Here is a 26,668-nt window from a genome sequence, read left to right on the forward strand (position 1 = left end):
GCCCTCCCTCCGGAAGTTCGCCCCATGCCCAAGTCGGTAGCAGGTACCAACCGCCGGATCATCCTGGCGGGCGCCAACCCTGGACTGCGGCTGTTCGACGAGTCCGGCAAGGTGACGGCGTACGCGTCGATCTGGACGGTCGACTGGTCGATCCGCGGCGCCGGTACGGCGGTCGTCCTCTGGTTCGACGGGATCGTCCGGGTGGTGTCCGAGGACGTCGACCTGGCCGCCTGGCTGGAGCGTTACTTCGTCCGCTCGTTCCTCGAGGTGCAGGGACTGCCCTGGCACGAGCCCGCGGTCGAGCGCGATCTCGTCCAGGTGTCGATGAACCTGGCCGACGGGCTGAGCGCGAAAGCGGCCGACATCCAGATCGAGATGGGCGGGGTGCTCGACCGCCGGCTGTTCGCCACCGACAACTTCCAGCTGGTCGAGGGCAACCACAGCCTCAGCCTGGTGATCGCGCCGGTCCGGTCCGCGACCGTCTCGATCGGCGGCGCCTCGGTACCCGGCTTCGTCCAGGTCGACGGCTCACCCGACAAGCCCGGATCATCAGCCTTCCTCACAACTGCTGAGGTCTGGCGCCGCTAAGCGCGGTTGAGCGCCCACCAGTTGTCCATCCGCTCGACGGCCTGCCGGCCACCGTCGAGCACCCGCTGCAGCCGGAACAGGTACGCCGCGATCCCCGCCGCCCCCTGCATCCAGCCGACCCCCGGCGGCAGCAGCGGCTCCTCGTTGCGATGCTCGACGAACCGCCAGTACGCCGTGCCGTCTTGGTGGAACGCCCGCTCCACCACTGCATCCCCGAGCCGTACAGCGAACTCCAGGTCGTGCTCGTCGCCGTCGCGGTGCCACGCGTCCAGGAAGACGTCGCCGACTCCCGCCGTACCGCAGCAGCGTCCGTCGTTGTCCCAGAAGCCCGGGTACAGCCGCTCGGGGATGCCGGAGTGCAGCACGCTGTCCAGGCACCGCCGATGCCACACAGCCGGCGTCTCACCGGCCACCTCGTCGACACCGGCGTACTCGAGGGCCCGGAACAGCAGTGAGGTGCCGGCGCCGCCGTGGCACCAGTTGTAGGTGTACTCGTCGCCATGCTGCTCACTCCACGGGATGATGCGCGGCACCCGGAAACCCTTGTCGTCAAGGATCCCGAGGGTGACCAGGTGCTCGGCGCCGCCGCGAGCCGCGGCGACCAGCTCCGGCCGTCCGAACTCGACGCCCGCCACCGCGAGCACCGCCGCGATCCCGGCGAGGCCGTGCGAGAAGTTCGGCATGTCGCCCGCCGGTCCGGAGCAGAAGCGGCGCGGGACGAACGGCCAGTTCGCCGGCTCCTCCTTCTCAGCCAGGAGTAGGTCGGCCGCCCGCTGGGCCAGCGCGTGCGCGTCCTCGCCTCGGCGATCGGCCCAGAGGGCGCCCATGAGTACGGCGGCGGTGCCGAGCGTCGCGTCGTTCGCGACAGCGCCGGGGAGGTACTTGGGTGCCGCGAGGAAGCTCTCCGGCCAGCCGTGGTCCGTGGCCAGCTCGGCGATCCGGTCCAGGGCGGGCCGCGAAACGGGTTCGCCAAGTGCGGTGAGTACGCCGATCGCGCTGACGAGACCGTCGAAGCAGGTGATCGACTGCTCCGCCGGGATCGTCGCGTGGATCCGGTCCGCGATCCCAGCCGCCAGCCCGGCTTCGGCCTCGGTCCAAGGGCGGGTCAGCTTGATCTCCGCGAGCGCGTGCGCGAGGCCGCCGACGCCGCTGTACATGCCCTCGCGGTACTCCTGCGGCTTGTCCCCGCCGGCCGCTTCGGGGATCCACGGGCCGACCGCGTCCCAGTCCACCTGCTGCAGGACCCAGGCCCAGGCGGCTTCGCCGAGTTCGCCGTACGTCATGGTCGGGCGTTCCGGAGCCGGATGCCGCTCCACTCGAGCGTGCTGACGACGACCTCGGCCCAGAAGTCGTGCAGCCGGGGCAGCACGCGCAGCTGGATGCCTGCCTCGTCATGCAGGTCGAACAGGTCGCCGACTCGTTCGGGCGGCGTGAGTGGCCGGACCTCGGTCGTGGCGACCACCGCGGCGTCGAGCTCGGCGAACGGCTCGGCCGGAAGCCGGTAGGCGTACAGCTCGACGGAACGCATCGCGTCCAGCCAGCCGTACTCGACGGCGTGCACGCGGCTGCCGGAACCGGCGCCGATGATGCGGGCCTGGTCGTCAGGGGTGGTGGAGGGGCCCACCCACGCCATCGCACGGGGGCACTGCCTCGGGAACCAGTAGTCGGGAGCCCGGTCGTAGCCGACGGCCCAGACGTACGGAGTGGCCTCGCGCGTCGTGTTGGCGACGTGCGGCCGGAAGACCTCGATGGTCGGGTCTTCGGAGAAGTGCAGAACCTCACCAGTCGCCGGACGCATGACCGGCAGCTTAGTCAGGTTGTCAGGAGTACTGCTTGAGGATTACGGGTTGAGGCCGCAGTGGTCGCGCAGCCACGGCATCGGGTCGGTCGCGTCGCCGCCGTCCGGGTGCACCTCGAAGTGCAGGTGCGGGCCGGTGGTGTTGCCGGTCATCCCGACCGCGCCGACCTGGTCACCGGCGTACACGGTCTCGCCGACCGACACGCTGAACTTCGACATGTGGTTGTACCAGGTGACCGTGCCGTCCTCGTGCCGGACCTGGACCTGACGGCCGTACGGGCCGGCCCAGTCGGCGAAGATCACCACGCCCTTCATCACGGTCGTGATCGGGGTGCCGACCGGCGCGGCGAAGTCGGTGCCGGTGTGAGTGCGGGCCCAGCGGCTGCCGCCCTGGCCGAAGGTCGCGGTGATGCGGTAGTCCGAGATCATCATCTCGCAGCGGGTGGCCGACTCGCGGATCTTCCGCTCGGCCTCGGCGGCGGCGGCTTTGGCCTTCGCCAGCGTCGAGGCGCGCTTCGCGGTCAGGGCCTGGGTGGCGGTGAGCTTCGCGGCCCGGGCCTTGGCCAGCTGGGCGGCCGCGGCCTGCTTCTTGCTCGTGTCGGTGGTGGCCAGCTGGACCCGGGAGGAGTCACGGGTGGCGAGCTGGCGGGCCTGGATGCGTGCGGTGGTGATCCCGGACAGTTGCCCGTTGTCCATGCTGAGAGCGGCGAGGTTCACCGCCGAGTTCGCCTGGGTCGGCGAGGCGAGCGAGCTGTGACTGAACCCCACAGCTCCTGCCGCCGCGGCAAGAGCCGCGGTCAAACCGACGATCTGGGAACTACTCGGTGTGTTTCGCCTGGCAACGCGATGCTTGGCACTGTGTCGACTGGCGCCGGGATTGCGCGCAGCGTTGCCTGGCGTGACGCGGTCTCCCGCGGCACGGTGCTGGGACACAACGTGGCCTTTCGGTCACAGGGGAGGGGCTTGTGGGAGGGCTCCATGACTGGAGGGGCTGGAGCTCTTCCCACCCGTCCGGAGGGCTTTATTCCCGGTCGGGCTCCACGCACGATAACGGATCAGTCACGAGGCGACAAACCCTGCCCCCCACTTTTCCCGGTCTCCTTCACGAAACCTTTGCATGAGCGCCTGCACGTGCATCTGCTGCAACCGCTCGGATAGCTGCCTTGTCAGGCAACCGTGTCCTGCTCGTCCAGGTGGGCCAGCACACCGGTGATCTGGTGTACGACGTCACCGTGGAACGGCAGGGACAGGTGGCCCACGCCGTTCACGCGGACGTTACTGGCCGCCAGGTCCGGATGCCGAATCCGGGCCCGCCGCTGCGGCACGATCAGCTGGTCGACGTCGCTGTAGAACGCGACGAACCTGGTCGTGCAGTCCGGCGCCGGCTCCGCCAGCTCGGTCATCAGGTCGCTGTCCGGCCGCACCTGCCTGACGAGCGGCCAGGGCAGCAACCGGGCGGCCACAGTGCCTTGATGTGGGGTGCCGAGGGTGACGCAGGTGTGCACGCGCTCGTGGCCGCCCAGCCGTTGGACGTAGTACCGCGCGATCAGCCCGCCGAGGCTGTGTCCGACCACGTGCAACTGGTCGGACTCGGACTCCACGCAGATCCGCTCGATCTCCTCGCCCATCAGTTCCGCGGTACGGCGTACGTCCAGCGTCAGCGGTGAGTAGGAGAACGTGTGGATGCTGCTGAACCCGCGACGCATCAGCTGGCGGCGCATCAACGCGAAGACGGTGTGGTTGTCGATGATCCCGTGGGCCAGCAGGATCGGCGTCCCGGCGGCGCGGACGTTGCTGACCAGCAGTCCGCGCTGGGCCGGAGTCAGGCCGGCCAGGTTGAGCCGGTGGGAGGGCGTCCCGGAGCCGCTGACCAGGCCGAGGGGGTACATGGCGAGGTGGGTGGTGAGCCAGCCGATCTCCACGGCCGCGCCCTGCAGCACTCGTGCGGACAGCGCGGACCGTGCGCCGTACCTGAGTCCGCCCAGCGCATCGCGTACGTCGTCCCGCCAGGTGCTCATGGGCGACTCCTCACACAACCAGACCCCCCGATTGGTCCGATCACTTCCAAGGTAACCGGTTCAGTTCCGGCGTGTCGGGGAACACATACCGCCGTGTCTTAACCGTGAGGAATCGAGCGGCTAGCCTGCGAGCATGCCTACGAGCCCTCTGCGTGTCGTCGTCGCCAAGCCCGGCCTGGACGGTCACGACCGCGGTGCGAAGGTGGTCGCCCGGGCGCTGCGGGACGCCGGGATGGAGGTCATCTACACCGGCCTGCACCAGACCCCGGAGCAGATCGTCGAGACCGCCATCGCCGAGGACGCGGACGCGATCGGCCTGTCGGTGCTGTCCGGTGCGCACATGACCCTGTTCAAGCGGGTCCGCGAGCTGCTCACCGAGCGCGAGGCCGACGACATCGTGGTGTTCGGCGGCGGCATCATCCCGGACGCCGACCTGCAGCCGCTGGCCGAGCTCGGCGTGCACAAGATCTTCACTCCCGGCGCCACCACCACCGAGATCGTCGACTGGGTCCGGACCCATGTCGGCGACGCCTCCGCCTCCCCGGCCTGAGGTCCGCCGGGCAGCCTCGGCCGGCCGCGAGGAAAACGCCCGTTCCGCTCCGGAGCGTGATGACGACTGCGTGGAGTCGTACTGAACGAATACCGTTCGTTCAGCAAGGTTACTAACCGGTAATACCGAATCGTTAAGAAAGACCCGGTTGTGCGGGCTGTCGAATCGCGGTCGCATACAGCCATGCGGCTGTCCGTTTCAGAGGCTGTCGAGCGGCAAGGTGTGTGGCTCAGGACACATCACCCCCGTCGTCGGTTACTGTCCGGACAGGCGGGATCGCAGTGCGGTGGGGGACTGTGACCCAGGCACGCAGGACCAAGCGATATCCCATCGGGAGAGGGCAGGTAAACGATGAGGTTTGAACGTTCACACACGCGCAAGGCGGTCGCCCTGGCGGTCGCCGGCAGCCTGGTGCTGCTCGCGTCCGCGTGTGGTGGTGACGACGGGAGCAGTGGCGACAGCGGCTCGACCGGGGGAACAGCACTGGAGGGTCGCGGCCCGATCAACTTCGCGACCGGCAAGGACACCTCCGGGAACCTGACGAACCAGGTGAACGCGTGGAACTCCCAGCACCCGGACGAGAAGGTCACGGTCACCGAGCTGCCCGAGTCCGCGGACCAGCAGCGCGCCCAGATGATCTCGAACGCGCAGATCAAGTCCGACGCGTTCACCGTGCTGAACCTGGACGTGGTCTGGACCGCCGAATTCGCCGCGAACCGGTGGATCACGGAACTGCCGCAGGACCAGTTCCCCGACCTGAACAAGTTGCTGCCGTCGACGGTCGACACGGCGAAGTACCGCGACAAGCTGTACGCCGTGCCGGTCACCTCCGACGGTGGCCTGCTGTACTACCGCAAGGACCTTCTGGACAAGGCCGGTGTGCAGCCGCCGAAGACCTGGACCGAGATGCAGGCCGCCTGCGACAAGGTCAAGGCGCTGCCCGAGGCGAAGTCGGCCAGCTGCTACGCGGGTCAGTTCGAGAAGTACGAAGGCCTGACGGTGAACTTCTCCGAGGCCGTCAACGGTGCGGGCGGTGTGGTCGTCGGTGACGACGGCAAGCCGAACGTGGACACTCCGGAGGCGCTGGCCGGGCTGACCTTCCTGGTCGACGGCTTCAAGTCCGGGATGATCCCGAAGGCCGGCATCACCTACACCGAGGAGCCGGGCCGGCGGGCGTTCCAGGAAGGCAACCTGATCTTCCACCGGAACTGGCCGTACGTGTACGCGCTGGCGAACAAGACCGACGGCTCGTCGAAGATCGCCGGCAAGTTCGGGGTCGCGCCGCTGCCGGGCAAGGACGGCGCCGGCGTGTCCACCCTGGGTGGCCACAACTACGCCATCTCCGAGTTCGCCAAGAACAAGGCGACCGCGGCGGACTTCATCAAGTTCATGTCCAGCGAGGAACGCCAGAAGGCGAACATCGAGAAGACCTCGCAGGCGCCGACCTGGGCCTCGCTGTACGACGACGCGACACTGAACAAGCAGTTCCCGTACCTGGCCCCGCTGAAGGCCTCGATCGAGACCGCCAAGTCGCGGCCGAAGGTGGTCAAGTACGGCGATGTGACGACCGCGATCCAGGAGGCGGCGTACGGCGCTCTGACCGGCACCACGCCACCGAAGGACGCGCTCACCCAGCTGCAGACCAAGTTGAGCACGCTCATCGCGCAATGACCGAAGCGGCGGGGCCGGCGCGTAGCTTCACCGCTGCGGGCCGGCCCCGGCCTGTCGCTGCCCGCGGACTGCGGGCAGAAGGAAGGAGGCAGAGGTGAGTACATCCGCCCCGGTCGCGCAGCGACCGACGCCGGAAACCACCAAGAAGCCCAGGCGGAGCTCGTTCAACGAGGGAACCGGCCGGCTGGCCGCGATCCTGCTGTCACCGACCATGCTGGTGCTGATCCTCGTCGTCGGGCTGCCGATCCTCTCGGCGCTGCGGGAGTCGCTCTACCAGAGCGGCCAGCGGATCGACGAGTCCGGCTTCGTCGTACAGGGCTCCGAGTTCGTGGGTCTCGACAACTACACGGCGATCTTCTCAGGTGAGACCGGCGAACGATTCTGGAACGCTTTCTACAACACCACGTTCTTCACCGTCACCTGTGTGCTCCTGGAGACCGTCCTGGGTGTCGCGATGGCCCTGGTGATGCACAAGGCGTTCCGAGGCCGCGGCATCGTCCGGGCCAGCATCCTGGTCCCGTGGGCGATCCCGACCGTCGTCTCGGCGCTGCTGTGGAAGTGGATCTTCCAGGCCGACGGCATCGCCAACGAGCTGCTCGGCACCCAGATCCTGTGGTCCACCGAGGGCTGGCAGTCGGTCATGTCGGTGATCATCGCCGACACCTGGAAGACCGCGCCGTTCATCGGCCTGCTCGTGCTGGCCGGTCTGCAGACCATTCCGGACGAGGTCTACGAGGCCGCGAAGGTCGACGGCGCGAAGGCGTGGAGCCAGTTCATCCACATCACGATGCCGTTGGTGAAACCGGCACTGCTGGTGGCGGTGCTCTTCCGCATCCTCGACACCCTGCGGATCTTCGACCTGCCGTTCGTGCTGGTCGGCCCGAACAAGGAGTCGGTCGAGACGCTGTCGATCCTTGCGTACCTCGAGGCCAACCAGACCCGGTACGGGCCGGCGGCGGCGTACGCGACCTTGCTGTTCATCTACGTCGCCGTGGTCGCATACGTGTTCGTCAAGCTGCTGGGTGCCGACGTGTTCGGTGACGCCATCCAGCGGAAGGCGAAGAAGAAGAAGAACGGCAGGAACGGACGCGGCGGCCAGGCCAAGCAGGCCGACGCAGGCGCCCCGGTGGCCGGACTGACCGCCGGTGGCGGCTTAGGAGGTGAATGATGGCTGTTGCTGAGAAGGGCAAGGTCGACATCAAGGCTGCCGAGGCGTCGTGGGCCCGGCGCTACCTGCCGCTGATCGGTGTCGCGGGGATCGTGCTCTACTGCCTGGTGCCGTTCTTCTGGATGGTGGTGTCGTCGCTGCGCCGGCCGACCGACCAGTTCGAGAACACGATCATTCCGTCGCCCATTTCGCTGACCAACTTCCAAGACGTCTTCAAGGAAGGCACCGGGTTCGGCCGTGGTCTGCTGAACAGCCTGATCGTGGCCGGCACGGTGACGATCCTGACGCTGATTATCGGGATGGTGGCGGCCTACACGCTGGCCCGGCTGGACTTCCGGGGCAAGAACTTCGTGCTGGCGGTCATCATCGTCACCTCGATGTTCCCGGGGATCTCGCTGGTGATCCCGCTGAAGAAGTTCTTCAGCGACATCGAGTGGATCAACACCTACCAGGCGATGATCGTGCCCAGCCTGTCGTTCGCGCTGCCACTGGCGGTGTGGCTCCTGACCGCGTTCTTCCGGCAGATGCCGCGAGAGCTCGAGCAGGCGGCCATGGTGGACGGCTGTACCCCGGCCCAGGCGTTCCGCAAGGTGATCCTCCCGCTCGCCGCACCGGGGGTGTTCACCACCGCGATCATCACCTTCATCGCGGCCTGGAACGAGTTCCTGATCGCGCTGAGCATGGTGAACAAGAAGGAGTACCAGACCGCCAACGTGGTGATCTCGCAGTTCACCGGTACGTCGGGACGCGACCAACCGTTCGGCAGCCAGATGGCCGCCGGTGTGGTCGTCACGATCCCACTGGTGATCGCCGTACTGCTGTTCCAGCGCCGTATCGTCGCCGGCCTGACGGCAGGTGGCGTGAAGTGAGCTGGTTCCGCAACCGGGCCGACTCCGACCGCCGCGACCGTGACGACCGGGCGCGGCGGGAGCGGGAAGACCGGGAGCGGAGGGACCGGGAGGACCGGGACCGCCGGGAGCGCGACGAACGCGACCGGCGCGACCGCGAGGACCGGGACCGCCGGGACCGGGACGAGCGCGACCGCGCCCGCCACCGCTGACCGTCCAGAAGGCCGGAGTCGCTCAGCCGACTCCGGCCTTCTGCTGTTCAGATTGCCAGCCAGGCCGTGGCGTCGGACGGGAGGCGGTCGTCGAGCAGGGGCTCGCTGGTGAGCAGGATCTGCTGGTGGGCCGGTAGTGGGATCGGGGACTCGCTCAGGTTGGTGACGCAGCGGAAGCCGGGTGAGCGGGTGAAGGAGAGCACGCCGGCGGGGGCTTCGCCGTCCCAGGTGAGGCGGCCCTCGCCGAGCGCCTCGGTCTCGCGGCGGATCCGCAGCGCCGCCTTGTAGAGGTTGAGGTGGCTGTCGGGGTCGGCGGTCTGCGCCTCGGCAGTCAGCTCGGCCCAGTCGGCCGGCTGTGGGAGCCAGGGCTGGCCGCCGCCGGTGCCGAACCCGAAGGACGGCTCGGCGCCGGACCACGGGATCGGCACCCGGCAGCCGTCGCGACCGCGGACGGTGTGGCCGGAGCGCTCCCACACCGGGTCGTCGAGGACCTCCTCCGGGAGATCCTCGACCTCGGGCAGGCCGAGCTCGTCACCTTGGTAGATGTACGCCCCGCCCGGCAGCGCGAGCTCGAGCAACGCGGCCGCCCGGGCCCGGCGCCGGCCGAGCTCCAGATCGGTCGGCACCGAGCCGGCGGGCATCGAGGCGCGCTTCTGGTCGCGACCGTAGCGAGTGCGGTGCCGGATCGTGTCGTGGTTGCTCAGCACCCAGGTCGCCGGGGCGCCGACCGCCCAGAAGTTCTCGGTGGTGTGGTCGATCACCTCCCGCAACGCTTCGGCGTCCCACGGGCACTGGAGCGCGTCGAAGTTGAAGGCCGAGTGCAGCTCGTTCGGCCGGACGTACTGCGCGAGCCGGTCGGCGGGAGACAGCCAGGCCTCGGCGACGAACACCCGTGGGCCGAGCGGGCTGTCGGCGTACTCTTCGGCGATCTCGCGCCAGCGCCGGTGGATGTCGTGCACCCCCGGTTGGTCGTACGTCGGATGGCCGGCGTACTTGTCCCGGGTAACCTCACCGTTCGGCTGCGGAACCACGTCGGGCAGCGCCGGGTCCTTGGCCATCGAGTCGGCCACGTCGATCCGGAAACCGTCCACGCCGCGGTCGAACCAGAACCGCAGGATCGCGTCGAACTCCTCGATCACCTTCGGGTGGTCCCAGTTCCAGTCCGGCTGCGAGATGTCGAACAGGTGCAGGTACCACTGCCCGTCGTCGATCTGCTGCCAGGCGCCACCGCCGAACGCGGCCGGCCAGTTGGTCGGCGGCAGACCGCCCGGCTTGCCGTCGCGGAACCAGAACAGGTCGCGCTCCGGAGCGCCCTTGCCGGCCGCGAGCGCGGCCTTGAACCACGGATGTTCCCAGGAGCAGTGGTTCGGGACCAGGTCGATCAGGATCCGGATCCCGAGCGCGTGCGCCTCGGCGATCAGCGCGTCGGCGTCCGCCAGGGTGCCGAACTCGGGGTTGATGTCCCGGTAGTCGGACACGTCGTACCCGCCGTCGAGCAGCGGGGACGGGTACCAGGGGCTGATCCAGATCGCGTCGATCCCGAGCTCGGCGAGGTAGGGCAGCCGGGCCCGGATGCCGTTCAGGTCGCCGGTGCCGTCCCCGTCGGCGTCGGCGAACGAGCGCGGGTACACCTGGTAGACGACGGCGCTACGCCACCAGTCGTCAGCTGGTCTGGTCGCTGGAAGACTCATCGACGTCCTCGCTTCGCTCCGGGCGCCGATGAGGCACGAGTCGGACTGTGTTGGATGATGAACTCGCTTCGCTCGTTCATGCCACCTAGCCTGACACGACCCGTTCCGGACCTGTGACGGTCGTCTCAGCGCGTACCCCGGGTGTTGCGGCGGCCACCGAGGTGACTAGTGTCAGGCGCGACGGAGCGCGCCGGCGACCGTGCCCTTTCTCGGGACCAGCCCGCCTGCCGCGGCCTACTCGAACAGGTGCGAGAGAGGGACCACAGTCGTGGACTTGATGGAATACCAGGCGAAGACCGTCTTCGCCAAGCACGGAGTGCGGACGACCGTAGGTGAGGTCGTCACCACTCCGGAGGAAGCCCGCGCGGCGGCCGAGAAGATCGGCGGCCGGGTGGTGGTGAAGGCCCAGGTGAAGACCGGCGGCCGCGGTAAGGCCGGTGGCGTGAAGCTGGCCTCCTCGCCCGACGAGGCGGAGGAGAAGGCTCGCGAGATCCTCGGTCTCGACATCAAGGGCCACATCGTCCGGACGCTCAACATCGTGCCGGCCGCCGCGATCGCGGAGGAGTACTACTTCTCCTTCCTGATCGACCGGGCGAACCGGAACTACCTGTGCATCGCGTCCGCGGCCGGCGGCATGGAGATCGAGGAGGTCGCGCACACCAACCCCGAGGCGGTGGCGAAGGTCTCGATCGATCCGGCCACCGGGGTGGACGAGGCGAAGGCGCGCGAGATCGCCCAGGCCGCGAGGTACCCCGACGACATCCTGGACGCCGTCGTACCGGAGATCGTCAAGCTGTACGACGTCTTCATCGGTGAGGACGCCTCGCTGGTCGAGGTGAACCCGCTGGTCAAGCTCGCCGACGGCAACGTCGAGGCGCTGGACGGCAAGGTCACCCTGGACGAGAACGCGGACTTCCGGCACCCGGAGCACGCCGAGTTCGAGGACGTCGCGGCGGCCGACCCGCTGGAGGCGGCGGCGAAGGCCAAGGGCCTGAACTACGTCAAGCTGGACGGCTCGGTCGGCATCATCGGCAACGGCGCCGGGCTGGTCATGTCCACGCTGGATGTGGTCGCGTACGCCGGCGAGGAGTTCGGCGGCGTGAAGCCGGCCAACTTCCTCGACATCGGCGGCGGCGCGTCCGCCGAGGTGATGGCCAACGGGCTGGAGATCATCATCTCCGACGCGCAGGTGGAGAGCGTGTTCGTCAACGTCTTCGGCGGCATCACCGCCTGTGACGCGGTCGCGAACGGCATCGTGCAGGCGTTCGAGCTGCTGGCGAGCCGCGATGAGCACGTCACCAAGCCGCTGGTCGTCCGGCTGGACGGCAACAACGCCGAGGAGGGCCGCCGGATCCTCGACGAGGCCGGGCTGGCCGGTCTGGAGCGGGTCGACACGATGGACGGCGCCGCCAGGCGGGCCGCCGAGCTGGCTGCGAAGTAAGGGATCGCCGAACAAATGTCTATCTTCCTGAACAAGGACAGCAAGGTCATCGTCCAGGGCATGACCGGCTCCGAAGGCACCAAGCACACCACCCGGATGCTTGCCTCCGGCACCACCATCGTCGGCGGTGTGAACCCGCGCAAGGCCGGCCAGAGCGTCGAATTCTCAGCCTTCGACGGCCCGAGTGTCTCCGTCCCGGTGTTCGGCACCGTCGCGGACGCCGTCAAGGAGACCGGCGCGAACGTGTCGGTCATCTTCGTGCCGCCGAAGTTCACCAAGGACGCCGTCATCGAGGCGATCGAGGCCGCGGTACCGCTGGTCGTGGTGATCACCGAGGGCGTGCCGGTGCACGACACCGCCGCGTTCTTCGCCGCCGCGCAGGCGTCCGGGACCACCCGGATCATCGGCCCGAACTGCCCCGGCATCATCACGCCGGGTGAGTCGAACGCGGGCATCATCCCGGCCGACATCGCCGGCCAGGGCCGGATCGGCCTGGTCAGCAAGTCGGGCACGCTGACCTACCAGATGATGTACGAGCTGCGGGACTTCGGGTTCTCCACCGCGATCGGGATCGGCGGCGACCCGATCATCGGGACCACCCACATCGACGCGCTGCAGGCGTTCCAGGACGACCCGGACACCGACGCGATCGTGATGATCGGCGAGATCGGCGGCGACGCCGAGGAGCGCGCGGCCGCGTTCATCAAGGAGAACGTGACCAAGCCGGTCGTCGGCTACGTGGCCGGCTTCACCGCACCCGAGGGCAAGACCATGGGCCACGCCGGCGCCATCGTCTCCGGCTCCTCCGGCACCGCAGCCGCCAAGCAGGAAGCCCTCGAAGCAGTAGGCGTCAAGGTCGGCAAAACCCCCACCGAAACCGCCAACCTGATGCGCGAAATCATGCAGAACCTGACCAAGTAAGCAGGTTCAACGTCGAACGGCCCCGGGGATTCCTCGGGGCCGTTCGTGCTACTTGTAGGTCGCGGCTCGTTCGGCTGCGCGCTCTACTCCAACCCCGCCCCCGAGCAAAGCGAGGGGGCGGGTGTTTTTCCTGTTACTTGTAGGTCGCGGCTCGTTCGGCTGCGCGGGTCAGCGTTTCGTTGAAGGCAGCGTCTGAGATGTCCAGGTTTTTGAGGACTGGGAAGAGGACGTAGACGGCCTGGGTGCCGTATTGGGCGATGCCGATGCGGTAGGTGAAGGTCTTGCCGCCGCCGGTGTCGTAGGACGCTCGCCAGCTCTCGCCCTTCACCACGCTGGTCGAGACCGTCCCGGTCGACTTCACCTTCGCGTTCGAGACGTTCTTCTCGCAGCTGTCGACGTTCTTGCGGACCTGCTCGACGAAGCTCTTCGCAGCCGCCGCGGTGGCGAACTTCGCGACCGTGTCGTCCATCCCGAACTCGGTCGGCACCTTCGCCTCCGGCGTGACGTAGGTCAGCGTGCCGGACTTGGTCGCCTTCGCCTTCTTGAAGTCGATCCTCTCGCAGCCGGTGCCACTGCCGGTCTTCGCGCTCGCGCTCACCCACGGCTTGTCGATGACGCTCAGCACCGGCAGGTCGACCGGCGCCATGAACCCGGGCGACTCGGTGGTCGCCAGCAGGGCCGGCTTGGCCACCGGCGCCCCGGTGCCGCAGCCGCCGGTCTCCGCGCAGATCCGCTTGAGCCCAGCCGTGGCCGCGGTCAGCACCGGCCCAGGCTTGGGCGGCGTACCGGCGAGCGTGTCGTGCTCGAGCACCATCGTGGCCTGACCGGCGATCGTCACGGAGATGGTCTTGTACTTCGTCTTCCCGGCGGACGGCTGGCCGAAGATCGCGATCACGCCGCGCTCGCCGACGCCCGTGGTGAGGTAACTCGAGGACAGCCGGACCTGCGGCGTCGTGCAGGCGCTCAGCCAGCCGACGATCGTCGTGTAGGCCTTGGCAGCGGCGGCCTTGTCGCTCGACACCTCGACGTACTGGACCGCGGTGTCCTTGGTGGTCGAGTTCTGGAAAGTCCGGACCCAGGTGCGCAGGCCGGCCGGGTCGGCGAACCGCTGCGACTGGCAGACGAACGTTTTTTCCGGCGCGTTGCTGCCGTCGGCGGTCTTGGTGACGGCCCAGGCGCCGGTCGCGCCGAGCGGCTTGGCCGTGGCGGCGTCGATCAGAGCCGTGTCGTCGGCAAGCACCTTCGAGTTGGCCGACTTGTCGTCGGAGGCACCGGTGTTCGGGCCGGACGCGTCGTCGCCGCCGAAGGCGTTCAGGGCGGCGACCCCGCCGCCACCGACCAACAGCACGACCGCGACCCCCGCGGCGATCGTCTGGTTCCGCTTACGCGCCTTCTGCCGGCGCGCCTCCCGGGCAGCGGCTCGACTGCCGCCGCGGGCTGCACGGTGGGAACCGGCCAAAGCTCGACCTCCTGACTGATTCCACCCGACAGTACCCGGTGGTGCCAGCCTGTCCCCACTCAGCCGGATCGCGGACACCGATAGGTGCCCACCCGCCGACTGAGCGTGAACAAGCGGGGGGAAGTCTTCCATATCCGGCGTGTCAGAACGAGTGGTCCCCGCCAGCGGCGGGACCATGAGAGTCAGATGACCGACATGTTGAGCCGTCCGGGCGCCCGGGACGGCGAACCACCCGGTGGACACAATCACGCGTCCGGGCCCGCCCCCGAGGTCACCGCTCCGACGAAGCCTGTTGTCCTGGCGGCAGTGATCTCCGCAGGCGCCTGCCTGCTCACCGGGCTGCTGACGTGCGCTGCCGTCGCCGTGATCGGCTGGCTGGCCGCGACCTTCGGTGGTGCGTCCGGAGCCATCCGTGCGGGTGCGTCGGCCTGGCTGATCGCCCACAAGGCAGGTGTGACGCTCGGCAGTGGGTCCATCACGATCGCACCACTCGGGCTGACCCTGTTCCTCGGCTGGTGCCTGTACCGCGGTGGCAAGTCCGCAGCCCGGAACAGCGCGGCGGACCGGACCAAGGACCTGATCGTGCTGTCCGGCACGTTCGCCTTCGTCTACGGCCTTGCCGCGCTGGTCATCGCCCTGCTCACCGCTGACGGCACGCTGCGGGTCTCCCCGCTGTCCGCGTTCCTCGGAGCGGCGTCGTTGGCTTTCGTGGCCGGGACGGTCGGCGTACTGGTCGAGTCCGGTGCGGCTGAGGACATCGCCGACGCGACCCCGAATGGGCTGCGGGACGCCGTGCCGGCCGCGGCTTCCGCCGTACTGACCGTGATCGCTATCGCCTCCCTGCTGTACGGCGTGCTCCTGGCGATCCACTTCTCCAGGGTCACCGGGATGCTGGAGCTGCTCGACGCCGGGGTGGTCGGGTCGGTGGTGCTGTTCGCGATCTGCTTGATGCTGGTCCCGAACATGATCTTGTACGTCGTTTCGTTCCTGGCCGGCCCCGGATTCCAGCTGGGAGTCGGTACGACGATCGCCCCGACCGGGGTGGACGTGGGCAATCTGCCGGCGCTCCCGCTGCTGGCCGCCGTACCTGCGGATGGTGCGACGCCGAGGTACCTGCTCGCGCTGACCGCTCTGGTGCCGCTGGTGGCCGGTGTGGTCGCTGGGCTCGTCGTGGCTCGGCGTGGGCTGGCGGACCAGGACTCGGACGCGCTGGGATGGGATGCGTTCGCGCTGCGGGGCGGTATGGCGGCTCTGCTCGCCGGAGTGATGCTCTACGTGCTCATGGCGCTGTCGGGCGGCTCGGCTGGGCCCGGGCGGATGTCTGCCGTCGGGATCCCGGCCGCGCTGCCGGCGGCCGGCGTACTGGCTGCCGGGATGGCGATCGGGGCCTCGATCACGGCCGCCCTCGTCGCCTCCCGCCGACCGGCTGACGGCGAGGCGGACGCCGGGCGATAAGCTTCGGGCCGTGACAGACCCGGTTGCGCCCACTCCCGAACCTGCGCGGCTCGTCGTGCTGATCTCGGGCTCGGGGTCGAACCTGCAGGCTCTCCTGGACGCCGCCGCCGATCCGGCGTACGGCGCCCAGGTCGTCGCCGTCGGCGCCGACCGCGAGGGGATCGCCGGGCTGGACCGGGCCGCCGCGGCCGGGGTGCCGACGTTTGTTCACAAGGTCAAGGACTACTCCGAGCGGGCCGACTGGGACCGGGCGCTGACCGCGTCGGTGTCGGAGTACAAGCCGGACCTGGTCGTCTCGGCCGGGTTCCTGAAGCTGGTCGGCGACGACTTCCTGGCCGCCTTCGGCGACCGGTACATCAACACCCACAACGCGCTGCTGCCGGCCTTCCCCGGCATCCACGGCCCGCGGGACGCGCTCGAGTACGGCGTCAAGGTGGCCGGCGCGACCCTGTTCTTCGTCGACGGCGGGGTCGACACCGGGCCGATCATCGCGCAGGTCGTCGTACCCGTCGAGGACGACGACACCGAAGAAACCCTGACCGAGCGGATCAAGGAGGTCGAACGCCGCCAGCTGGTGGACTGGGTCGGCCGGCTGGTCCGCGACGGCTGGACCATCACCGGACGAAAGGTTCGACTGAAGTGAGCACCGACCGCAGGCCGATCCGCCGGGCGCTGATCAGCGTCTACGACAAGACCGGTCTGGAGGAGCTCGCGACCGCGCTGCACACTGCCGGTGTGCAGCTGGTGTCGACCGGCTCGACCGCGGGCCGGATCGCGGCGGCCGGCGTACCGGTGACCAAGGTCGAGGAGCTGACCGGGTTCCCCGAGTGCCTGGACGGCCGGGTCAAGACCCTGCACCCGATGGTGCACGCCGGGCTGCTGGCCGACGTACGTCGTGATGAGCACGTGGAGCAGTTGCGCGAGATGCGGGTCGAGCCGTTCGACCTGCTGGTCAGCAACCTGTACCCGTTCACCGAGACCGTCGCGTCCGGCGCGTCCGTGGACGAGTGCATCGAGCAGATCGACATCGGCGGCCCGTCGATGGTCCGCGGCGCCGCCAAGAACCACGCCAACGTGGCCGTCGTGGTGTCGCCCTCCCGCTACCCGGAGATCGTGGCCGCGCTGGCCGAGGGCGGTTTCTCCGCGGAGCAGCGGCAGCGGCTGGCCGTGGACGCGTTCGTGCACACGGCGTCGTACGACGTGGCCGTCGCGTCCTGGATGGGCAGCGTCGTGAGCGACACGTCCGAGGGCTCCGGCTTCCCGGCTTGGGTCGGCGCGACGTGGGAGAAGTCTTCCGTGCTGCGGTACGGCGAGAACCCGCATCAGCCGGCCGCTTTGTACGTGAACGGCCGGGGTGGGCTGGCGGCCGCGGAGCAGTTGCACGGCAAGGAGATGTCGTACAACAACTACGTGGACGCCGACGCTGCTCGTCGTACGGCGTACGACTTCAGCGAGCCCGCGGTAGCGATCATCAAGCACGCGAACCCGTGTGGCATCGCGGTCGGCAAGGACATCGCCGAGGCCCACCGTCGCGCCCACGAGTGCGACCCGGTGTCGGCGTACGGCGGAGTGATCGCGACCAACGCGCCGGTGTCGGTCGACATGGCCAAGCAGGTCGCGGAGATCTTCACCGAGGTGCTGGTGGCGCCCGCCTTCGACGACGGCGCCGTCGAGATCCTGCAGGGCAAGAAGAACATCCGGCTGCTGGTCGCGCCTCCGGTGTCGACCGCCGAGAAGGTCGAGCTGCGCGCGGTCAGCGGCGGTCTGCTGCTGCAGCACACCGACCGCTTCCAGGCGCCCGGCGACGACCCGTCCTCGTGGCAGCTCGCCGCCGGTGAGCCTGCCTCGCCCGAGCTGCTCGCCGACCTCGCCTTCGCCTGGAAGGCATGCCGCGCGGTCAAGTCCAACGCGATCCTCCTCGCCTCCGGCGGCGCCTCCGTCGGCGTCGGCATGGGCCAGGTCAACCGCGTCGACTCCTGCCGCCTGGCCGTCTCCCGGGCCGGCGAACGCGCGGCCGGATCGGTAGCCGCGTCCGACGCCTTCTTCCCGTTCCCCGACGGCCTCGAGGTCCTCATCGAAGGCGGCGTCAAGGCAGTCGTCCAGCCCGGCGGCTCCATCCGCGACGAAGCCGCCATCGAGGTCGCCCAGAAGGCCGGCATCACCATGTACTTCACCGGCACCCGCCACTTCTTCCACTAACCCCGATTTACCCACGCGCGCTACGCCGGGGCTCCTCCGTCACCCCGGCCACGCGCGCTCCCACCCACCCGGTTTACCTGCGGGCCGCCGCCCGCGTGTGCGCGCTGCCGGGCTCGAAGGTCGTCGAGTTGTGGGTTTTGGCTGATGACGGAGGTCGGATCCGACCAGAATCCACGACTCGGCGAGGGACTGTGCGCTGAGGGATCACGGGTGGCGGTCTGACGGAGGTGGCGCGGAGCTGCCGAAGAGCTGCCTCACGGCGACTGGTGGAGGTCGCGCGGGTGACGGCCCACTTACGTGCAGACTGCCCGGGTTGTGCGCTGGCCCGTGTGGGTGACTGCGGGGTCACCAGGCCGCCGAGCAATCCCTACGGTGACCGCGGGAAGACACGCGCGCACCTCGCAGCCACGCGGTCGTGCTGCGCAGCAGCCACTCCGTCGTGCGACGCAGGCACTCCTTGGTGCCTACCGTGGTCCTAGAAAGACAATCGGCAGATTCTGTCGGATCAGTCCCGAGGTGTTCGTAGCAACGGTGAGAGGCTGCCCGCGAGGGGCGCCGTACCCGAGGAGGGCATCATGACCGCTACCTACACCTTCGACGTGTTTTCGACCCTCGATGGCTTCGGGGCCCACACGGGCGACTGGGGCGGCTACTGGGGCAAGCAAGGACCTGAGTTCCTTGAGCGCCGTTTCGCCTTGTTTGGTAAGGCTCAGCGGATGGTGTTCGGAGCCAACACCTACCGGGCGCACGCGGAGATGCTTGCCGCAAGCACCGAAGAGTCCGAGATCCACGACCCGTGGGTCACGCGGATGTACAACCTGCCGGCGACAGTGGTATCGACCACGCTGCAGGCGCCGCTCGACTGGCCGGACGCGACCGTGGCGAGTGGCGACCCGGTCGAGATCGTTGCCCGGCTCAAGGAAGAGTCCGACGTCCCATTGCGCTCCCACGGCAGCCTGGCTCTGAACCGCGCCCTGATGGCAGCCGGCCTGGTCGACCGCGTCCACGTGACGCTGTTCCCGGTGATCGCAGGTCAGACCGGAGCGGACCCGATCCTCCAGGATGCGGCCGACTTCGACCTGGAACTGATCGAGAGCCGCACCCTCGACGGCAACACCCAGGAACTCATCTACCGCCCAACCCTCCATCACCCCAACTGAAGTGGCGGTCAGTGGTTGTCGGCGACCAGGCGTACGGCGAGGGCGCCGAAGACGGCTGTGGAAGCTCGTTTGAGGGCGCGCTGGATGGTAGGTCGCCGGAGGAGCAACGCGGAGAAGGCGCCGGCGGCAACGCCGACGGCGCAGTCCATCACGATCCCGATCAGCACGAGGATCGCACCGAGCACGAGGATCTGTGCAGCCGTCGGCCAGCCGCTGCTGGTGAGAAACTGCGGTACGAACGCCAAGTAGAACAACACCACCTTGGGATTCGCCAGGTTGGGGAGCACGGCGGACAGATAGGTACGACGAAGCGATCGTCGCGCCACCGGCTGCGAGCTCACCTGACCGCTCGAACTCGTTCGCGCCGATCGCAGCGCCGTGATCGCCAAACAGACCAGGACGACCGCGCCGACCAAGCGAACGACGTCGAGCGCGTACGGCGCCGCCCGCAGCAGAGCGCTCAGCCCGAGGGCTGCCGCGGCGGTGTGGACCGCTGTCCCGCTCGCCATCCCCGCAGCCGCCACCACATCTGCGCGTCGACCGCCCGCGATGCCGTGGGCGAGGATGAACATCATCCCGGGCCCAGGAACCAGGTTCAGCACCACACAGGCACCGGCGAACGCCAGCATCATCGTCAGCTGCACAGGCCCACATACGCATTACCGCCCGGCCCCTGTGAACCCCGCGCCCACTCATCGGAAGCTCAGGCGATAGGAGATTTGGTGGCCGTCGGCACGGGAGTGGCCGTCGGGGTGCCAGCCGGTGGATTCGTAGAAGCGTTGGCCCTGTGGGTCGTTGGCCAGGGTCCAGAGGATTGCTTCGGGGTAATCGGCCGCGAGTGCCTCGAGGGCTGTGTGCATGAGGCTGGTGCCGACCCCGGTGCGCCAGTACGGCGGGTCGACGGCGATCGTGTCGAGTTCGCCGAGCCGTGGATCGACGGGGTCGCGGCTCGGGCAGATCCCGGCGAACCCGGCGATAGTCCCGTCCAACTCCGCGACCCACCACCTTCCGACAGCCAAATCGCGAGCCCAGCGGGCAACCCGCGCGTCGTCGAACACGGCCGGCGGCATCAACCCACCAAACCCAAGATTCCACGAGTCAACATAGACCCGCGCAATCCGCGGGGCATCCGCGACCAGGGCCGGGCGGATCGCGGTGCTCATGCGGTCAGTTGGGGACGATGAGGCCGAGGGTGGCTATGGCGGCGCCTACGGCGATGAGGAGGGCGGTGTCGAACATGCGGCCGCGGACGTGCAGGAGGCCGGCGGCGGTGTCGGAGAGGGTGGCGCGGAGGAGGCCGGCCAGGAAGACGCCGCCGGCGAAGATCAGCACGCCGTTGCGCCAGTTGTAGAAGGTGAGTACGACGAGGCCGGTCGCGCCCACCAGCAGGGACAGGACCAGAGGCCACTCACTCCGCCGCTGAGCCTCCCCCGCCATCAGCACGCCACGCCCGCTTCAACCACACGGGCCATCCCCGCAGCCGTCAGCCCGGGGGCTGTGGTGAGTGCGCCCGCTTCAACTACCGCGCCCGTTTGGGCCGTCACGCTTGCGGCGGGCGGGGTGTGTGTTGGGGCGGTCACTGGGGGAGGCTCGATTCGGCGGCTTCTACTACGTTGGTGAGGAGCATGGCGCGGGTCATCGGGCCGATGCCGCCGGGCATCGGGGCGATCCAGGCGGCCTGGTCGCGGGCGGCGGGGTCGATGTCGCCGACGATCTTGCCCTCGGGGCTGCGGCTGGTGCCGACGTCGAGGAGTACGGCGCCCGGCTTCACCATGTCGGCGGTGATCAGGCCGGCGGACCCGGCCGCGGCGATCACGATGTCGCCGGTGCGGACCGCGGCGGCGAGGTCGGTGGTGCCGGTGTGGCACTGGGTCACGGTCGCGTTCTCGGACTTCCGGGTGAACAGCAGGCCCATCGGCCGGCCCGCGGTGACGCCGCGGCCGACGACGACCACGTGAGCTCCGGCGATCGGTACGTCGTACCGGCGGAGGATCTCGACGCAGCCCTTCGGGGTGCACGGGAGCGGGCCGTCCTGGCCGAGCACGAGCTTGCCGAGGCTGACCGGGTGCAGGCCGTCGGCGTCCTTGGCCGGGTCGATCAGGCCGAGGATCGCGTTCGTGTCGACGTGCTTGGGCAGCGGGAGCTGGACGATGAAGCCGGTGCAGTCCGGGTTCTCGTTGAGCTCGGTGACCTTCGCGGCGATCTCGTCCTGGGTGGCCTCGGCGGGGAGCTCGACCTGGATGGACGCGATGCCGACCGCCGCGCAGTCGCGGTGCTTGCCGGCCACGTACGCCCGGCTGCCCGGGTCGTCCCCGACCAGGATGGTGCCGAGCCCGGGCACCACACCCTGCTCGGCCAGCTTCGCGACCCGGACCTTCAGCTCGTCCTTGATCGCCGCCGCCGTCGCCTTGCCGTCCAGAATCTGCGCGGTCACGGGGCCTAGGGTAGTTGCGGACCGCCAGGCCATCACAATCAGCCCTCGGCCCGGCGGCCCCGCGGCAAGCCGGCCGAGCGTCGACGTTGTGATGGCGTGGCGGTCCGCCATCACCCCACCAGCGTGTACACCGTCGTGCCCCCGACGGTTGTGGCGGTGTAGGTGGACTCGACCCAGGACTGGATCTCGGCGGCCGCGGAGGAGGCGCCGCCGAGTGCGCCGTCGACGCCGCATAAGCCCCACTGCCCAACCCAAGCGACACCACCAAAAGCCAGCACCAGCACGGGAACCAGACGCCGCCCAAACACCGCCAGCGCAGCACCCACCACACCAGCACCCAGTACGGCGTACTTCACCCAAGGCACGAAGACCGGCGTCCGCGACCAGCACAATCAATGCCGCAGGCAACAACCGTGAGATCTCGGTGCCGAAGGCATCGTTGAACATTCGGCTAACACCCGCACTCCCACCGAACCCAGCGCTCTGCCCACCACCGTGTTGAACCGGAACATCAGTACGGCGACCGGAGTCAACGCCAGCGTGGCTCCGGCAACCAGCCCCGCCATCGGACCAGCCACCCGCTTCACGGTCAGATACAGCAACCCCGCGGCCGCGATCCCCATCAACGCCTGCGGAGCCAGCACGGTGAAGCTGTTGAACCCGAACAGCCGGGCGAACGCGGTCGCGACCCACAACGCAGCCGGCCGCACGTAGGCCGCCTGCTCAGCCGGGCCCGAACCAGACGCGGGACACGACGCGGTGGGTCGATGCGCGGGGCGCGAGGGGAGGTGCGCGGCCGGTCGAGCAGGGTTGTCGACGATCGTCGCCAGTCACAAAGTGAGGGCCTGTGCGGACTCACTGGGAACGATGGCAAGTCGGTCTTCGGCCTCCCTGGACGTCTGCCGGGAGGTCGCTGGGAACCCGGGAATGCGCCCGCCCTTGCCGCGGTTGAGCGAGTTAGTTTATTCTTTAACTACCTCGAGCAAGGAGAGCGCCATGCCCGCCGTGACCGTCAGCGACATCACCGTGCTGCCCCGCATCCACCAGCCCGACCCGGCCGTCGCGCACGAGCGCGCCGTCCGGTCGGTGACCTCGGCCCCGAGCGGGTACGAGGGCGAGGGCTTCCCGGTCCGGCGTGCGTTCGCCGGTGTCGACCTGCGCGACCTGGACCCGTTCATCCACATGGACCAGATGGGTGAGGTGGAGTACGCGCCGGGCGAGCCGAAGGGCACCCCGTGGCACCCGCACCGCGGCTTCGAGACCGTCACTTACATGCTCGACGGGATCATGGAGCACCAGGACTCCAACGGCGGTGGTGGTGTCATCTCCAACGGCGACACCCAGTGGATGACGGCGGGTTCGGGCCTGCTGCACATCGAGACCCCGCCGGAGCACTTGGTGCTGAGCGGTGGCCTCTTCCACGGCATCCAGCTCTGGGTGAACCTCCCGAAGGCGCAGAAGTGGGCCCCGCCGCGCTACCAGGACATCCGCGGTGGCGACTCGGCGCTCCTGTCCACGCCGGACGGCGGTGCGCTGATCCGGGTGATCGCGGGCACGGTCGACGGCCATGACGGCCCCGGCTCGACGCACACGCCGATCACGCTGGTGCACGCGACGGTCAGCCCGGGCGCCGTGATGGTGCTGCCGTGGCAGCCGGACTACAACGCGCTGGTCTACGTGCTCGCCGGTCAGGGCACGGTCGGCGCCGAGCACCGCCCGATCCGCAAGGGCCAACTCGCCGTCTTCGGCCCGGGTGACACGATCCGTACGGCGGCCGGTACGACGCAGCAGCAGGCGGAGCCGAACCTCGAGGTGCTCGTCCTCGGCGGCCGCCCGATCCGGGAGCCGGTCGCGATGGCCGGTCCGTTCGTGATGAACACCCGCGCCGAGGTGATCCAGGCCTTCGAGGACTTCCAGGCCGGCAAGCTCGGCAGCATCCCCGCGGTACACGGCGCCCCGACGGAACTGCGCAGTACCGAGTAGCCGCGACCTGGACATCCGGTAACCCCGGATCTACCTTGCGAGCAAGGGGAACGGGGTTACAGGGGGTTCATCATGTCGCGTTTCCGCAAGCTTGCGCTCATAGTGTCCGCGGTGGCACTGACCGTCTCCGCGGCCGCACCTTTCCCGGCATCGATTCCGCTGCCGAACGACTTCGCCCCGGAAGGAATCGCGACCGGGCCGAAGGCGACGTTCTACGCGGGCTCGCTGACGACCGGGGACATCTACCGGGGCAGCCTGCGCACCGGCGAAGGCGCGATCTTCGTCGACGCTCCGCCGGGCCGGCAGGCTGCCGGGTTGAAAGTCGAACGGGACGCCCGCCGGTTGTGGGTCGCGGGTGGCCTGTTCGGCAAGGCGTACGTGTACAGCACCCGTAACGGCTCCACCGTCGCGGACCTGACGCTCACGTCGGCGCCCAACGCGCTGATCAACGATGTTGTGGTGACCAAGCGTGGCGCGTACTTCACCGACAGCTTCAACCCGACGCTGTACAAGGTCCCGATCGGACCGGGCGGCGCGCTCGGAGCACCGCAGGCCATCGCGCTGAGTGGCCCCGCGACGGCGATCGTCGGAGAGCTTCCCAACCTGAACGGGATCGACGCCACGCCGGACGGCCGGACACTGATCGTCGGGCACTCGACGCTCGGCGCGTTGTTCCTGGTCGATCCGAGGACCGGTGTCAGCCGCGCCATCGAGGTGACCGGCGGAACGATCACGCCGGGCACCCCCGATGGCATCCTGCTCGACGGCAAGACCCTGTGGGTGGTGGAGAACTTCTCCGAGCGGCTGCTCAAGATCGAGCTCAGCCCCGACCTGACCCGCGGCCGGATCACCGCGGTCGTCACCAGCGACCTGTTCCGGGTGCCGGCCACGGTCGCGGAGCACGGCAACCGGCTCGCGCTGGTCAATGCCCGCTTCGATCTGGGCCTGCCGCCGCCGTTCGGGCCGGGCGCGCCGCCCGGCACCGACTTCGACGTGGTGCAGATCAAGAAGCCCTGAGGTCAGCCCTCGGGGTAGAAGACGAAGAGGGTGCACCCCGCGACCGTCTGCGGGACGTGCGACGACCCGGCCGGGCAGTGGATGAACGACCCGGCCGGGTAGTCCCGGATGCCGTCGTTGAAGACTCCGTCGACGACGAAGACCTCCTCGGGCCCTGGTTCGTGCACATCGATGCCTTCCCACGAGGAGCCCGGGTCCATTTCCAGGACGTGCGCTGACGCACCCTGAGGACCGGTCCACAACGACCGCAGCCGGATGCCGGGGAAGAGCTCGCGGACCGAAGTGTCCGCCACAGCAGTGAATTCGAAGTTGTCCACAGCCCGATCATCGGTTGTCCACAGGCTTTCCCACAGTGTCTGGATAGTCGTGGTCAGGTACTTTTAAGCCATGCATCGCGTCGTCGCGCTGGTGAACGGGCCGCAGGCAAGCTTCGAGCTCGGGTGCGCGGCCACGGTGTTCCGCGCGGACCGGTACCGGTTCAGCGTGTGCACCGAGCGACCCGGCCCGATCCGGACCACCGAGGGCTTCGACATGCTGGTGCGGTCCGGGCTGCGCGCGCTCGATCGCGCCGACACGGTCGTCGTACCGGGGTGGCTACCTGTCGAGCGGCAGCCGTCGGCCGCCGTCGTGCGAGCGCTTCAGAAGGCGCATCGGCGCGGGACGCGGCTGGTGAGCATCTGCTCGGGAGCGAGAGTGCTGGCCGCGACCGGGGTGCTGGACGGGCGCCGGGCGACGACGCACTGGCGGTACGCCGAGGAGCTCCAGCGCAGGTTCCCCGCCGTCCTCGTGGATCCGGACGTGCTCTACATCGACCACGGTGACGTCGCCACGAGCGCCGGCTCGGGCACCGGGATCGACCTGTGCCTGCAGTTGGTCCGCAACGACCACGGCGCCGCGTACGCCGCTCAGATCGCCCGGCGGATGGTGATGCCGCCCCATCGGGAGGGCGGCCAGGTGCAGTACCGGGTCGAGGAGAACCGGCAGACCGAGTCGCTCGGCGCGCTGCTGGACTGGGCGACCCAGCACCTCGGCGATCCGCTCACCCTCGACGACCTCGCGGCCCGGATCAACGTCTCACCGCGGACGTTGGCCCGTCGCTTCGCAGACCAACTCGGTATCGCGCCCGGCCAGTGGCTGCTCGCCCAGCGCATCGCTCGGACCCGGGCCCTCCTCGAGGACACCGACCTCCCGATCGAGACGATCGCCACCCGTGTCGGCCTCTCCTCGGCCACCAACCTCCGCCGCCGCTTCCACACCGCCCTCCGTACGACGCCCAGCGCCTACCGCCGAGCCTTCAGAGCTCAGAAAGCTCCGGAGTTGTCCAGGTCGCTGTAAGAAGCGATCCGCGGGTCGTCAGGATCGGCGCCGTACGACTCGACGAAGTGGCGGGCGGCGGAGAGGCCGCCGTACTGGGGGTTGAGAGTGCCGGAGAGGCTCTTGAACATCAGGGCGAGGTCGAGGTACCGGTCGCCGGTGCCGAGGCGGCTGAGGTCCAGGACGCCGGCGAAGCGCAGCGTCGACGGGTCGATGAAGACGTTGGGCGCGCAGTAGTCGCCATGGGTCACGGCGTCGGCCTTGCCGGGGAACGGCGAGACGAACGGGCAGTCGGTCAGCTGGTCGAGCGCACGCAGCCCGTCTGCCAGCGCGGCCAGCACCGCCGGGCGGTCGGCGGCCGGCCAGTCCTGGGAGGCGTCACGGCCGGGGAGCTCCGTCGTCAGCAGCCAGTTGTTGCCTCGGTCAACGATGCGCGGGCACGGGAACCCGGTCGCGCTCAGCCAGGCGAGCCGGTCCGACTCGTCGTCGATCCCCGGACCGGCCTTGTAGAACAGGTGTTCCGAGCGGCGGTCCAGTCGAACGACGGTCGCCGCTGACATACCGAGGTGGGGGGGGGGGGGGGGGGGGGGGGGGGGGGGGGGGGGGGGGGCGGGGGGGGCGGCGGGGGGGGGGGGGGGGGGGGCGGCGCGGGGGGGGGCGCGGGGGGGGGCGGGGGGGGGGCGGGGGGGGGGGGGGGGCGCCCGGGCGGGGGGGGGGGGGGGCGGCGGGGGCGGCTCGGGG

At 69.3% G+C, this 26,668-nt stretch carries 29 protein-coding genes; 15 read left to right on the top strand and 14 right to left on the bottom strand.

Features of this window, described 5'->3' with window-relative positions; translation table 11 throughout:
* Nucleotides 1-24: 24 nt before the first annotated feature.
* The gene (locus ACIBL3_RS34700) at nt 25-588 is read left to right on the top strand and encodes a hypothetical protein (RefSeq protein ID WP_396358073.1); all 564 of its coding nucleotides are present in this window, start codon (nt 25-27) and stop codon (nt 586-588) included.
* On the opposite strand, the gene ACIBL3_RS34705 is transcribed toward ACIBL3_RS34700, so the two are convergent.
* The 4 genes from ACIBL3_RS34705 to ACIBL3_RS34720 form a co-directional block, all read right to left on the bottom strand.
* Nucleotides 585-1,904 carry a lanthionine synthetase LanC family protein gene (locus tag ACIBL3_RS34705; RefSeq protein WP_396358075.1) on the bottom strand — a complete coding sequence of 440 codons (1,320 nt, stop codon included), beginning with the start codon at nt 1,902-1,904 and terminating at the stop codon, nt 585-587. The two genes, ACIBL3_RS34700 and ACIBL3_RS34705, sit on opposite strands and share 4 nt — an antisense overlap.
* Entirely contained in the window at nt 1,868-2,386 is a 519-nt protein-coding gene (locus tag ACIBL3_RS34710) for a DUF6886 family protein (protein ID WP_396358077.1), read from the bottom strand. Before ACIBL3_RS34710 ends, ACIBL3_RS34705 begins: the two co-directional genes overlap by 37 nt.
* A 42-nt stretch (nt 2,387-2,428) precedes the next feature.
* A complete protein-coding gene (locus ACIBL3_RS34715; protein ID WP_396358079.1) occupies nt 2,429-3,154 on the bottom strand; it encodes a M23 family metallopeptidase in 726 nt (241 codons plus the stop codon).
* 398 nt (nt 3,155-3,552) lie between these two features.
* Nucleotides 3,553-4,404: an esterase/lipase family protein gene (locus ACIBL3_RS34720; protein ID WP_396358081.1), complete on the bottom strand. Its 852-nt coding sequence runs from the start codon at nt 4,402-4,404 to the stop codon at nt 3,553-3,555.
* A 133-nt stretch (nt 4,405-4,537) separates the two neighbouring features.
* On the opposite strand from ACIBL3_RS34720, the gene ACIBL3_RS34725 reads away from it, so the two are divergent.
* The 5 genes from ACIBL3_RS34725 (at nt 4,538) to ACIBL3_RS34745 (ending at nt 8,853) form a co-directional block, all read left to right on the top strand.
* Nucleotides 4,538-4,954 (top strand): cobalamin B12-binding domain-containing protein, encoded by a 417-nt coding sequence (locus tag ACIBL3_RS34725; protein ID WP_396358083.1) that lies wholly within the window; start codon nt 4,538-4,540, stop codon nt 4,952-4,954.
* 351 nt (nt 4,955-5,305) lie between these two features.
* Entirely contained in the window at nt 5,306-6,625 is a 1,320-nt protein-coding gene (locus ACIBL3_RS34730) for an ABC transporter substrate-binding protein (RefSeq protein WP_396358085.1), read from the top strand.
* Nucleotides 6,626-6,719: 94 nt separating this feature from the next.
* Nucleotides 6,720-7,793 (top strand): carbohydrate ABC transporter permease, encoded by a 1,074-nt coding sequence (locus tag ACIBL3_RS34735; protein ID WP_396358087.1) that lies wholly within the window; start codon nt 6,720-6,722, stop codon nt 7,791-7,793.
* Complete coding sequence (locus ACIBL3_RS34740; RefSeq protein WP_396358088.1) at nt 7,793-8,662, top strand: carbohydrate ABC transporter permease; 870 nt, start codon at nt 7,793-7,795, stop codon at nt 8,660-8,662. The genes ACIBL3_RS34735 and ACIBL3_RS34740 overlap by 1 nt, the downstream gene beginning before the upstream one ends.
* Complete coding sequence (locus ACIBL3_RS34745; RefSeq protein ID WP_396358089.1) at nt 8,659-8,853, top strand: hypothetical protein; 195 nt, start codon at nt 8,659-8,661, stop codon at nt 8,851-8,853. The genes ACIBL3_RS34740 and ACIBL3_RS34745 overlap by 4 nt, the downstream gene beginning before the upstream one ends.
* A 47-nt stretch (nt 8,854-8,900) precedes the next feature.
* On the opposite strand, the gene ACIBL3_RS34750 is transcribed toward ACIBL3_RS34745, so the two are convergent.
* Nucleotides 8,901-10,544: a glycoside hydrolase family 13 protein gene (locus ACIBL3_RS34750; protein ID WP_396358090.1), complete on the bottom strand. Its 1,644-nt coding sequence runs from the start codon at nt 10,542-10,544 to the stop codon at nt 8,901-8,903.
* 268 nt (nt 10,545-10,812) lie between these two features.
* On the opposite strand from ACIBL3_RS34750, the gene sucC reads away from it, so the two are divergent.
* A complete protein-coding gene (gene sucC / locus ACIBL3_RS34755) occupies nt 10,813-11,985 on the top strand; it encodes an ADP-forming succinate--CoA ligase subunit beta (RefSeq protein WP_396358091.1) in 1,173 nt (390 codons plus the stop codon).
* A 15-nt stretch (nt 11,986-12,000) separates the two neighbouring features.
* Nucleotides 12,001-12,906: a succinate--CoA ligase subunit alpha gene (gene sucD, locus ACIBL3_RS34760; RefSeq protein WP_396358092.1), complete on the top strand. Its 906-nt coding sequence runs from the start codon at nt 12,001-12,003 to the stop codon at nt 12,904-12,906.
* 133 nt (nt 12,907-13,039) lie between these two features.
* On the opposite strand, the gene ACIBL3_RS34765 is transcribed toward sucD, so the two are convergent.
* A complete protein-coding gene (locus ACIBL3_RS34765; protein ID WP_396358093.1) occupies nt 13,040-14,365 on the bottom strand; it encodes a hypothetical protein in 1,326 nt (441 codons plus the stop codon).
* A 186-nt stretch (nt 14,366-14,551) separates the two neighbouring features.
* Between ACIBL3_RS34765 and ACIBL3_RS34770 the strand changes: the two genes are divergently transcribed.
* From ACIBL3_RS34770 to ACIBL3_RS34785, 4 genes are all read left to right on the top strand, one after another.
* Nucleotides 14,552-15,820, top strand: coding sequence for a DUF6350 family protein (locus ACIBL3_RS34770; protein WP_396358094.1), 1,269 nt, complete (start codon nt 14,552-14,554; stop codon nt 15,818-15,820).
* Between the two features lie 10 nt (nt 15,821-15,830).
* A complete protein-coding gene (purN, locus tag ACIBL3_RS34775; protein WP_396358095.1) occupies nt 15,831-16,463 on the top strand; it encodes a phosphoribosylglycinamide formyltransferase in 633 nt (210 codons plus the stop codon).
* Nucleotides 16,460-18,019, top strand: coding sequence for a bifunctional phosphoribosylaminoimidazolecarboxamide formyltransferase/IMP cyclohydrolase (gene purH, locus ACIBL3_RS34780; RefSeq protein WP_396358096.1), 1,560 nt, complete (start codon nt 16,460-16,462; stop codon nt 18,017-18,019). The genes purN and purH overlap by 4 nt, the downstream gene beginning before the upstream one ends.
* 575 nt (nt 18,020-18,594) lie before the next feature.
* Nucleotides 18,595-19,179 carry a dihydrofolate reductase family protein gene (locus tag ACIBL3_RS34785; protein WP_396358097.1) on the top strand — a complete coding sequence of 195 codons (585 nt, stop codon included), beginning with the start codon at nt 18,595-18,597 and terminating at the stop codon, nt 19,177-19,179.
* A gap of 8 nt (nt 19,180-19,187) precedes the next feature.
* Here ACIBL3_RS34785 and ACIBL3_RS34790 read toward each other — a convergent pair whose 3' ends face one another.
* The 6 genes from ACIBL3_RS34790 to ACIBL3_RS34815 all read right to left on the bottom strand — a co-directional run bounded on the left by ACIBL3_RS34790 (nt 19,188) and on the right by ACIBL3_RS34815 (nt 22,323).
* On the bottom strand, nt 19,188-19,823 hold the full coding sequence (locus ACIBL3_RS34790; RefSeq protein ID WP_396358098.1) for a LysE family translocator: 636 nt from the start codon (nt 19,821-19,823) through the stop codon (nt 19,188-19,190).
* A gap of 48 nt (nt 19,824-19,871) precedes the next feature.
* On the bottom strand, nt 19,872-20,342 hold the full coding sequence (locus ACIBL3_RS34795) for a GNAT family N-acetyltransferase (RefSeq protein ID WP_396358099.1): 471 nt from the start codon (nt 20,340-20,342) through the stop codon (nt 19,872-19,874).
* Nucleotides 20,343-20,346: 4 nt separating this feature from the next.
* Complete coding sequence (locus ACIBL3_RS34800) at nt 20,347-20,616, bottom strand: DUF3017 domain-containing protein (protein WP_396358100.1); 270 nt, start codon at nt 20,614-20,616, stop codon at nt 20,347-20,349.
* Nucleotides 20,617-20,755: 139 nt separating this feature from the next.
* Nucleotides 20,756-21,613, bottom strand: a complete 858-nt coding sequence (locus tag ACIBL3_RS34805) for a bifunctional methylenetetrahydrofolate dehydrogenase/methenyltetrahydrofolate cyclohydrolase (protein WP_396358101.1) — start codon at nt 21,611-21,613, stop codon at nt 20,756-20,758.
* Between the two features lie 110 nt (nt 21,614-21,723).
* Nucleotides 21,724-21,978, bottom strand: coding sequence for a hypothetical protein (locus ACIBL3_RS34810; RefSeq protein ID WP_396358102.1), 255 nt, complete (start codon nt 21,976-21,978; stop codon nt 21,724-21,726).
* A 27-nt stretch (nt 21,979-22,005) separates the two neighbouring features.
* On the bottom strand, nt 22,006-22,323 hold the full coding sequence (locus tag ACIBL3_RS34815; protein ID WP_396358103.1) for a glycosyltransferase family 39 protein: 318 nt from the start codon (nt 22,321-22,323) through the stop codon (nt 22,006-22,008).
* Nucleotides 22,324-22,609: 286 nt separating this feature from the next.
* On the opposite strand from ACIBL3_RS34815, the gene ACIBL3_RS34820 reads away from it, so the two are divergent.
* Nucleotides 22,610-23,596 carry a pirin family protein gene (locus tag ACIBL3_RS34820; RefSeq protein WP_396358104.1) on the top strand — a complete coding sequence of 329 codons (987 nt, stop codon included), beginning with the start codon at nt 22,610-22,612 and terminating at the stop codon, nt 23,594-23,596.
* 111 nt (nt 23,597-23,707) lie between these two features.
* A complete protein-coding gene (locus ACIBL3_RS34825) occupies nt 23,708-24,613 on the top strand; it encodes an SMP-30/gluconolactonase/LRE family protein (protein WP_396358105.1) in 906 nt (301 codons plus the stop codon).
* Between the two features lie 2 nt (nt 24,614-24,615).
* Here the strand turns inward: ACIBL3_RS34825 and ACIBL3_RS34830 are convergent, their stop codons facing one another.
* Nucleotides 24,616-24,930: a cupin domain-containing protein gene (locus tag ACIBL3_RS34830; RefSeq protein ID WP_396358106.1), complete on the bottom strand. Its 315-nt coding sequence runs from the start codon at nt 24,928-24,930 to the stop codon at nt 24,616-24,618.
* 70 nt (nt 24,931-25,000) lie between these two features.
* Here ACIBL3_RS34830 and ACIBL3_RS34835 point away from each other — a divergent pair, with 70 nt between their 5' ends.
* Nucleotides 25,001-25,948, top strand: a complete 948-nt coding sequence (locus tag ACIBL3_RS34835; RefSeq protein ID WP_396358107.1) for a helix-turn-helix domain-containing protein — start codon at nt 25,001-25,003, stop codon at nt 25,946-25,948.
* Here the strand turns inward: ACIBL3_RS34835 and ACIBL3_RS34840 are convergent.
* Entirely contained in the window at nt 25,915-26,487 is a 573-nt protein-coding gene (locus ACIBL3_RS34840; RefSeq protein WP_396358108.1) for a phosphotransferase, read from the bottom strand. The two genes, ACIBL3_RS34835 and ACIBL3_RS34840, sit on opposite strands and share 34 nt — an antisense overlap.
* Nucleotides 26,488-26,668 lie beyond the last annotated feature (181 nt).

Origin of the sequence: Kribbella sp. NPDC050124 (assembly GCF_044460355.1) — a bacterium.
GTDB lineage: Bacteria > Actinomycetota > Actinomycetes > Propionibacteriales > Kribbellaceae > Kribbella.

Excerpts from the sequence above, each read along its gene's own strand:
- ACIBL3_RS34795 (WP_396358099.1), bottom strand. The coding sequence starts at position 20,342 with ATGAGCACCGCGATCCGCCCGGCCCTGGTCGCGGATGCCCCGCGGATT.
- ACIBL3_RS34750 (WP_396358090.1), bottom strand. The coding sequence starts at position 10,544 with ATGAGTCTTCCAGCGACCAGACCAGCTGACGACTGGTGGCGTAGCGCC.
- ACIBL3_RS34800 (WP_396358100.1), bottom strand. The coding sequence starts at position 20,616 with ATGGCGGGGGAGGCTCAGCGGCGGAGTGAGTGGCCTCTGGTCCTGTCC.
- ACIBL3_RS34725 (WP_396358083.1), top strand. The coding sequence starts at position 4,538 with ATGCCTACGAGCCCTCTGCGTGTCGTCGTCGCCAAGCCCGGCCTGGAC.
- ACIBL3_RS34835 (WP_396358107.1), top strand. The coding sequence starts at position 25,001 with ATGCATCGCGTCGTCGCGCTGGTGAACGGGCCGCAGGCAAGCTTCGAG.
- sucD (WP_396358092.1), top strand. The coding sequence starts at position 12,001 with ATGTCTATCTTCCTGAACAAGGACAGCAAGGTCATCGTCCAGGGCATG.
- ACIBL3_RS34730 (WP_396358085.1), top strand. The coding sequence starts at position 5,306 with ATGAGGTTTGAACGTTCACACACGCGCAAGGCGGTCGCCCTGGCGGTC.
- ACIBL3_RS34840 (WP_396358108.1), bottom strand. The coding sequence starts at position 26,487 with ATGTCAGCGGCGACCGTCGTTCGACTGGACCGCCGCTCGGAACACCTG.
- ACIBL3_RS34740 (WP_396358088.1), top strand. The coding sequence starts at position 7,793 with ATGGCTGTTGCTGAGAAGGGCAAGGTCGACATCAAGGCTGCCGAGGCG.
- ACIBL3_RS34710 (WP_396358077.1), bottom strand. The coding sequence starts at position 2,386 with ATGCGTCCGGCGACTGGTGAGGTTCTGCACTTCTCCGAAGACCCGACC.
- ACIBL3_RS34700 (WP_396358073.1), top strand. The coding sequence starts at position 25 with ATGCCCAAGTCGGTAGCAGGTACCAACCGCCGGATCATCCTGGCGGGC.
- ACIBL3_RS34770 (WP_396358094.1), top strand. The coding sequence starts at position 14,552 with ATGACCGACATGTTGAGCCGTCCGGGCGCCCGGGACGGCGAACCACCC.
- ACIBL3_RS34785 (WP_396358097.1), top strand. The coding sequence starts at position 18,595 with ATGACCGCTACCTACACCTTCGACGTGTTTTCGACCCTCGATGGCTTC.
- ACIBL3_RS34720 (WP_396358081.1), bottom strand. The coding sequence starts at position 4,404 with ATGAGCACCTGGCGGGACGACGTACGCGATGCGCTGGGCGGACTCAGG.
- ACIBL3_RS34820 (WP_396358104.1), top strand. The coding sequence starts at position 22,610 with ATGCCCGCCGTGACCGTCAGCGACATCACCGTGCTGCCCCGCATCCAC.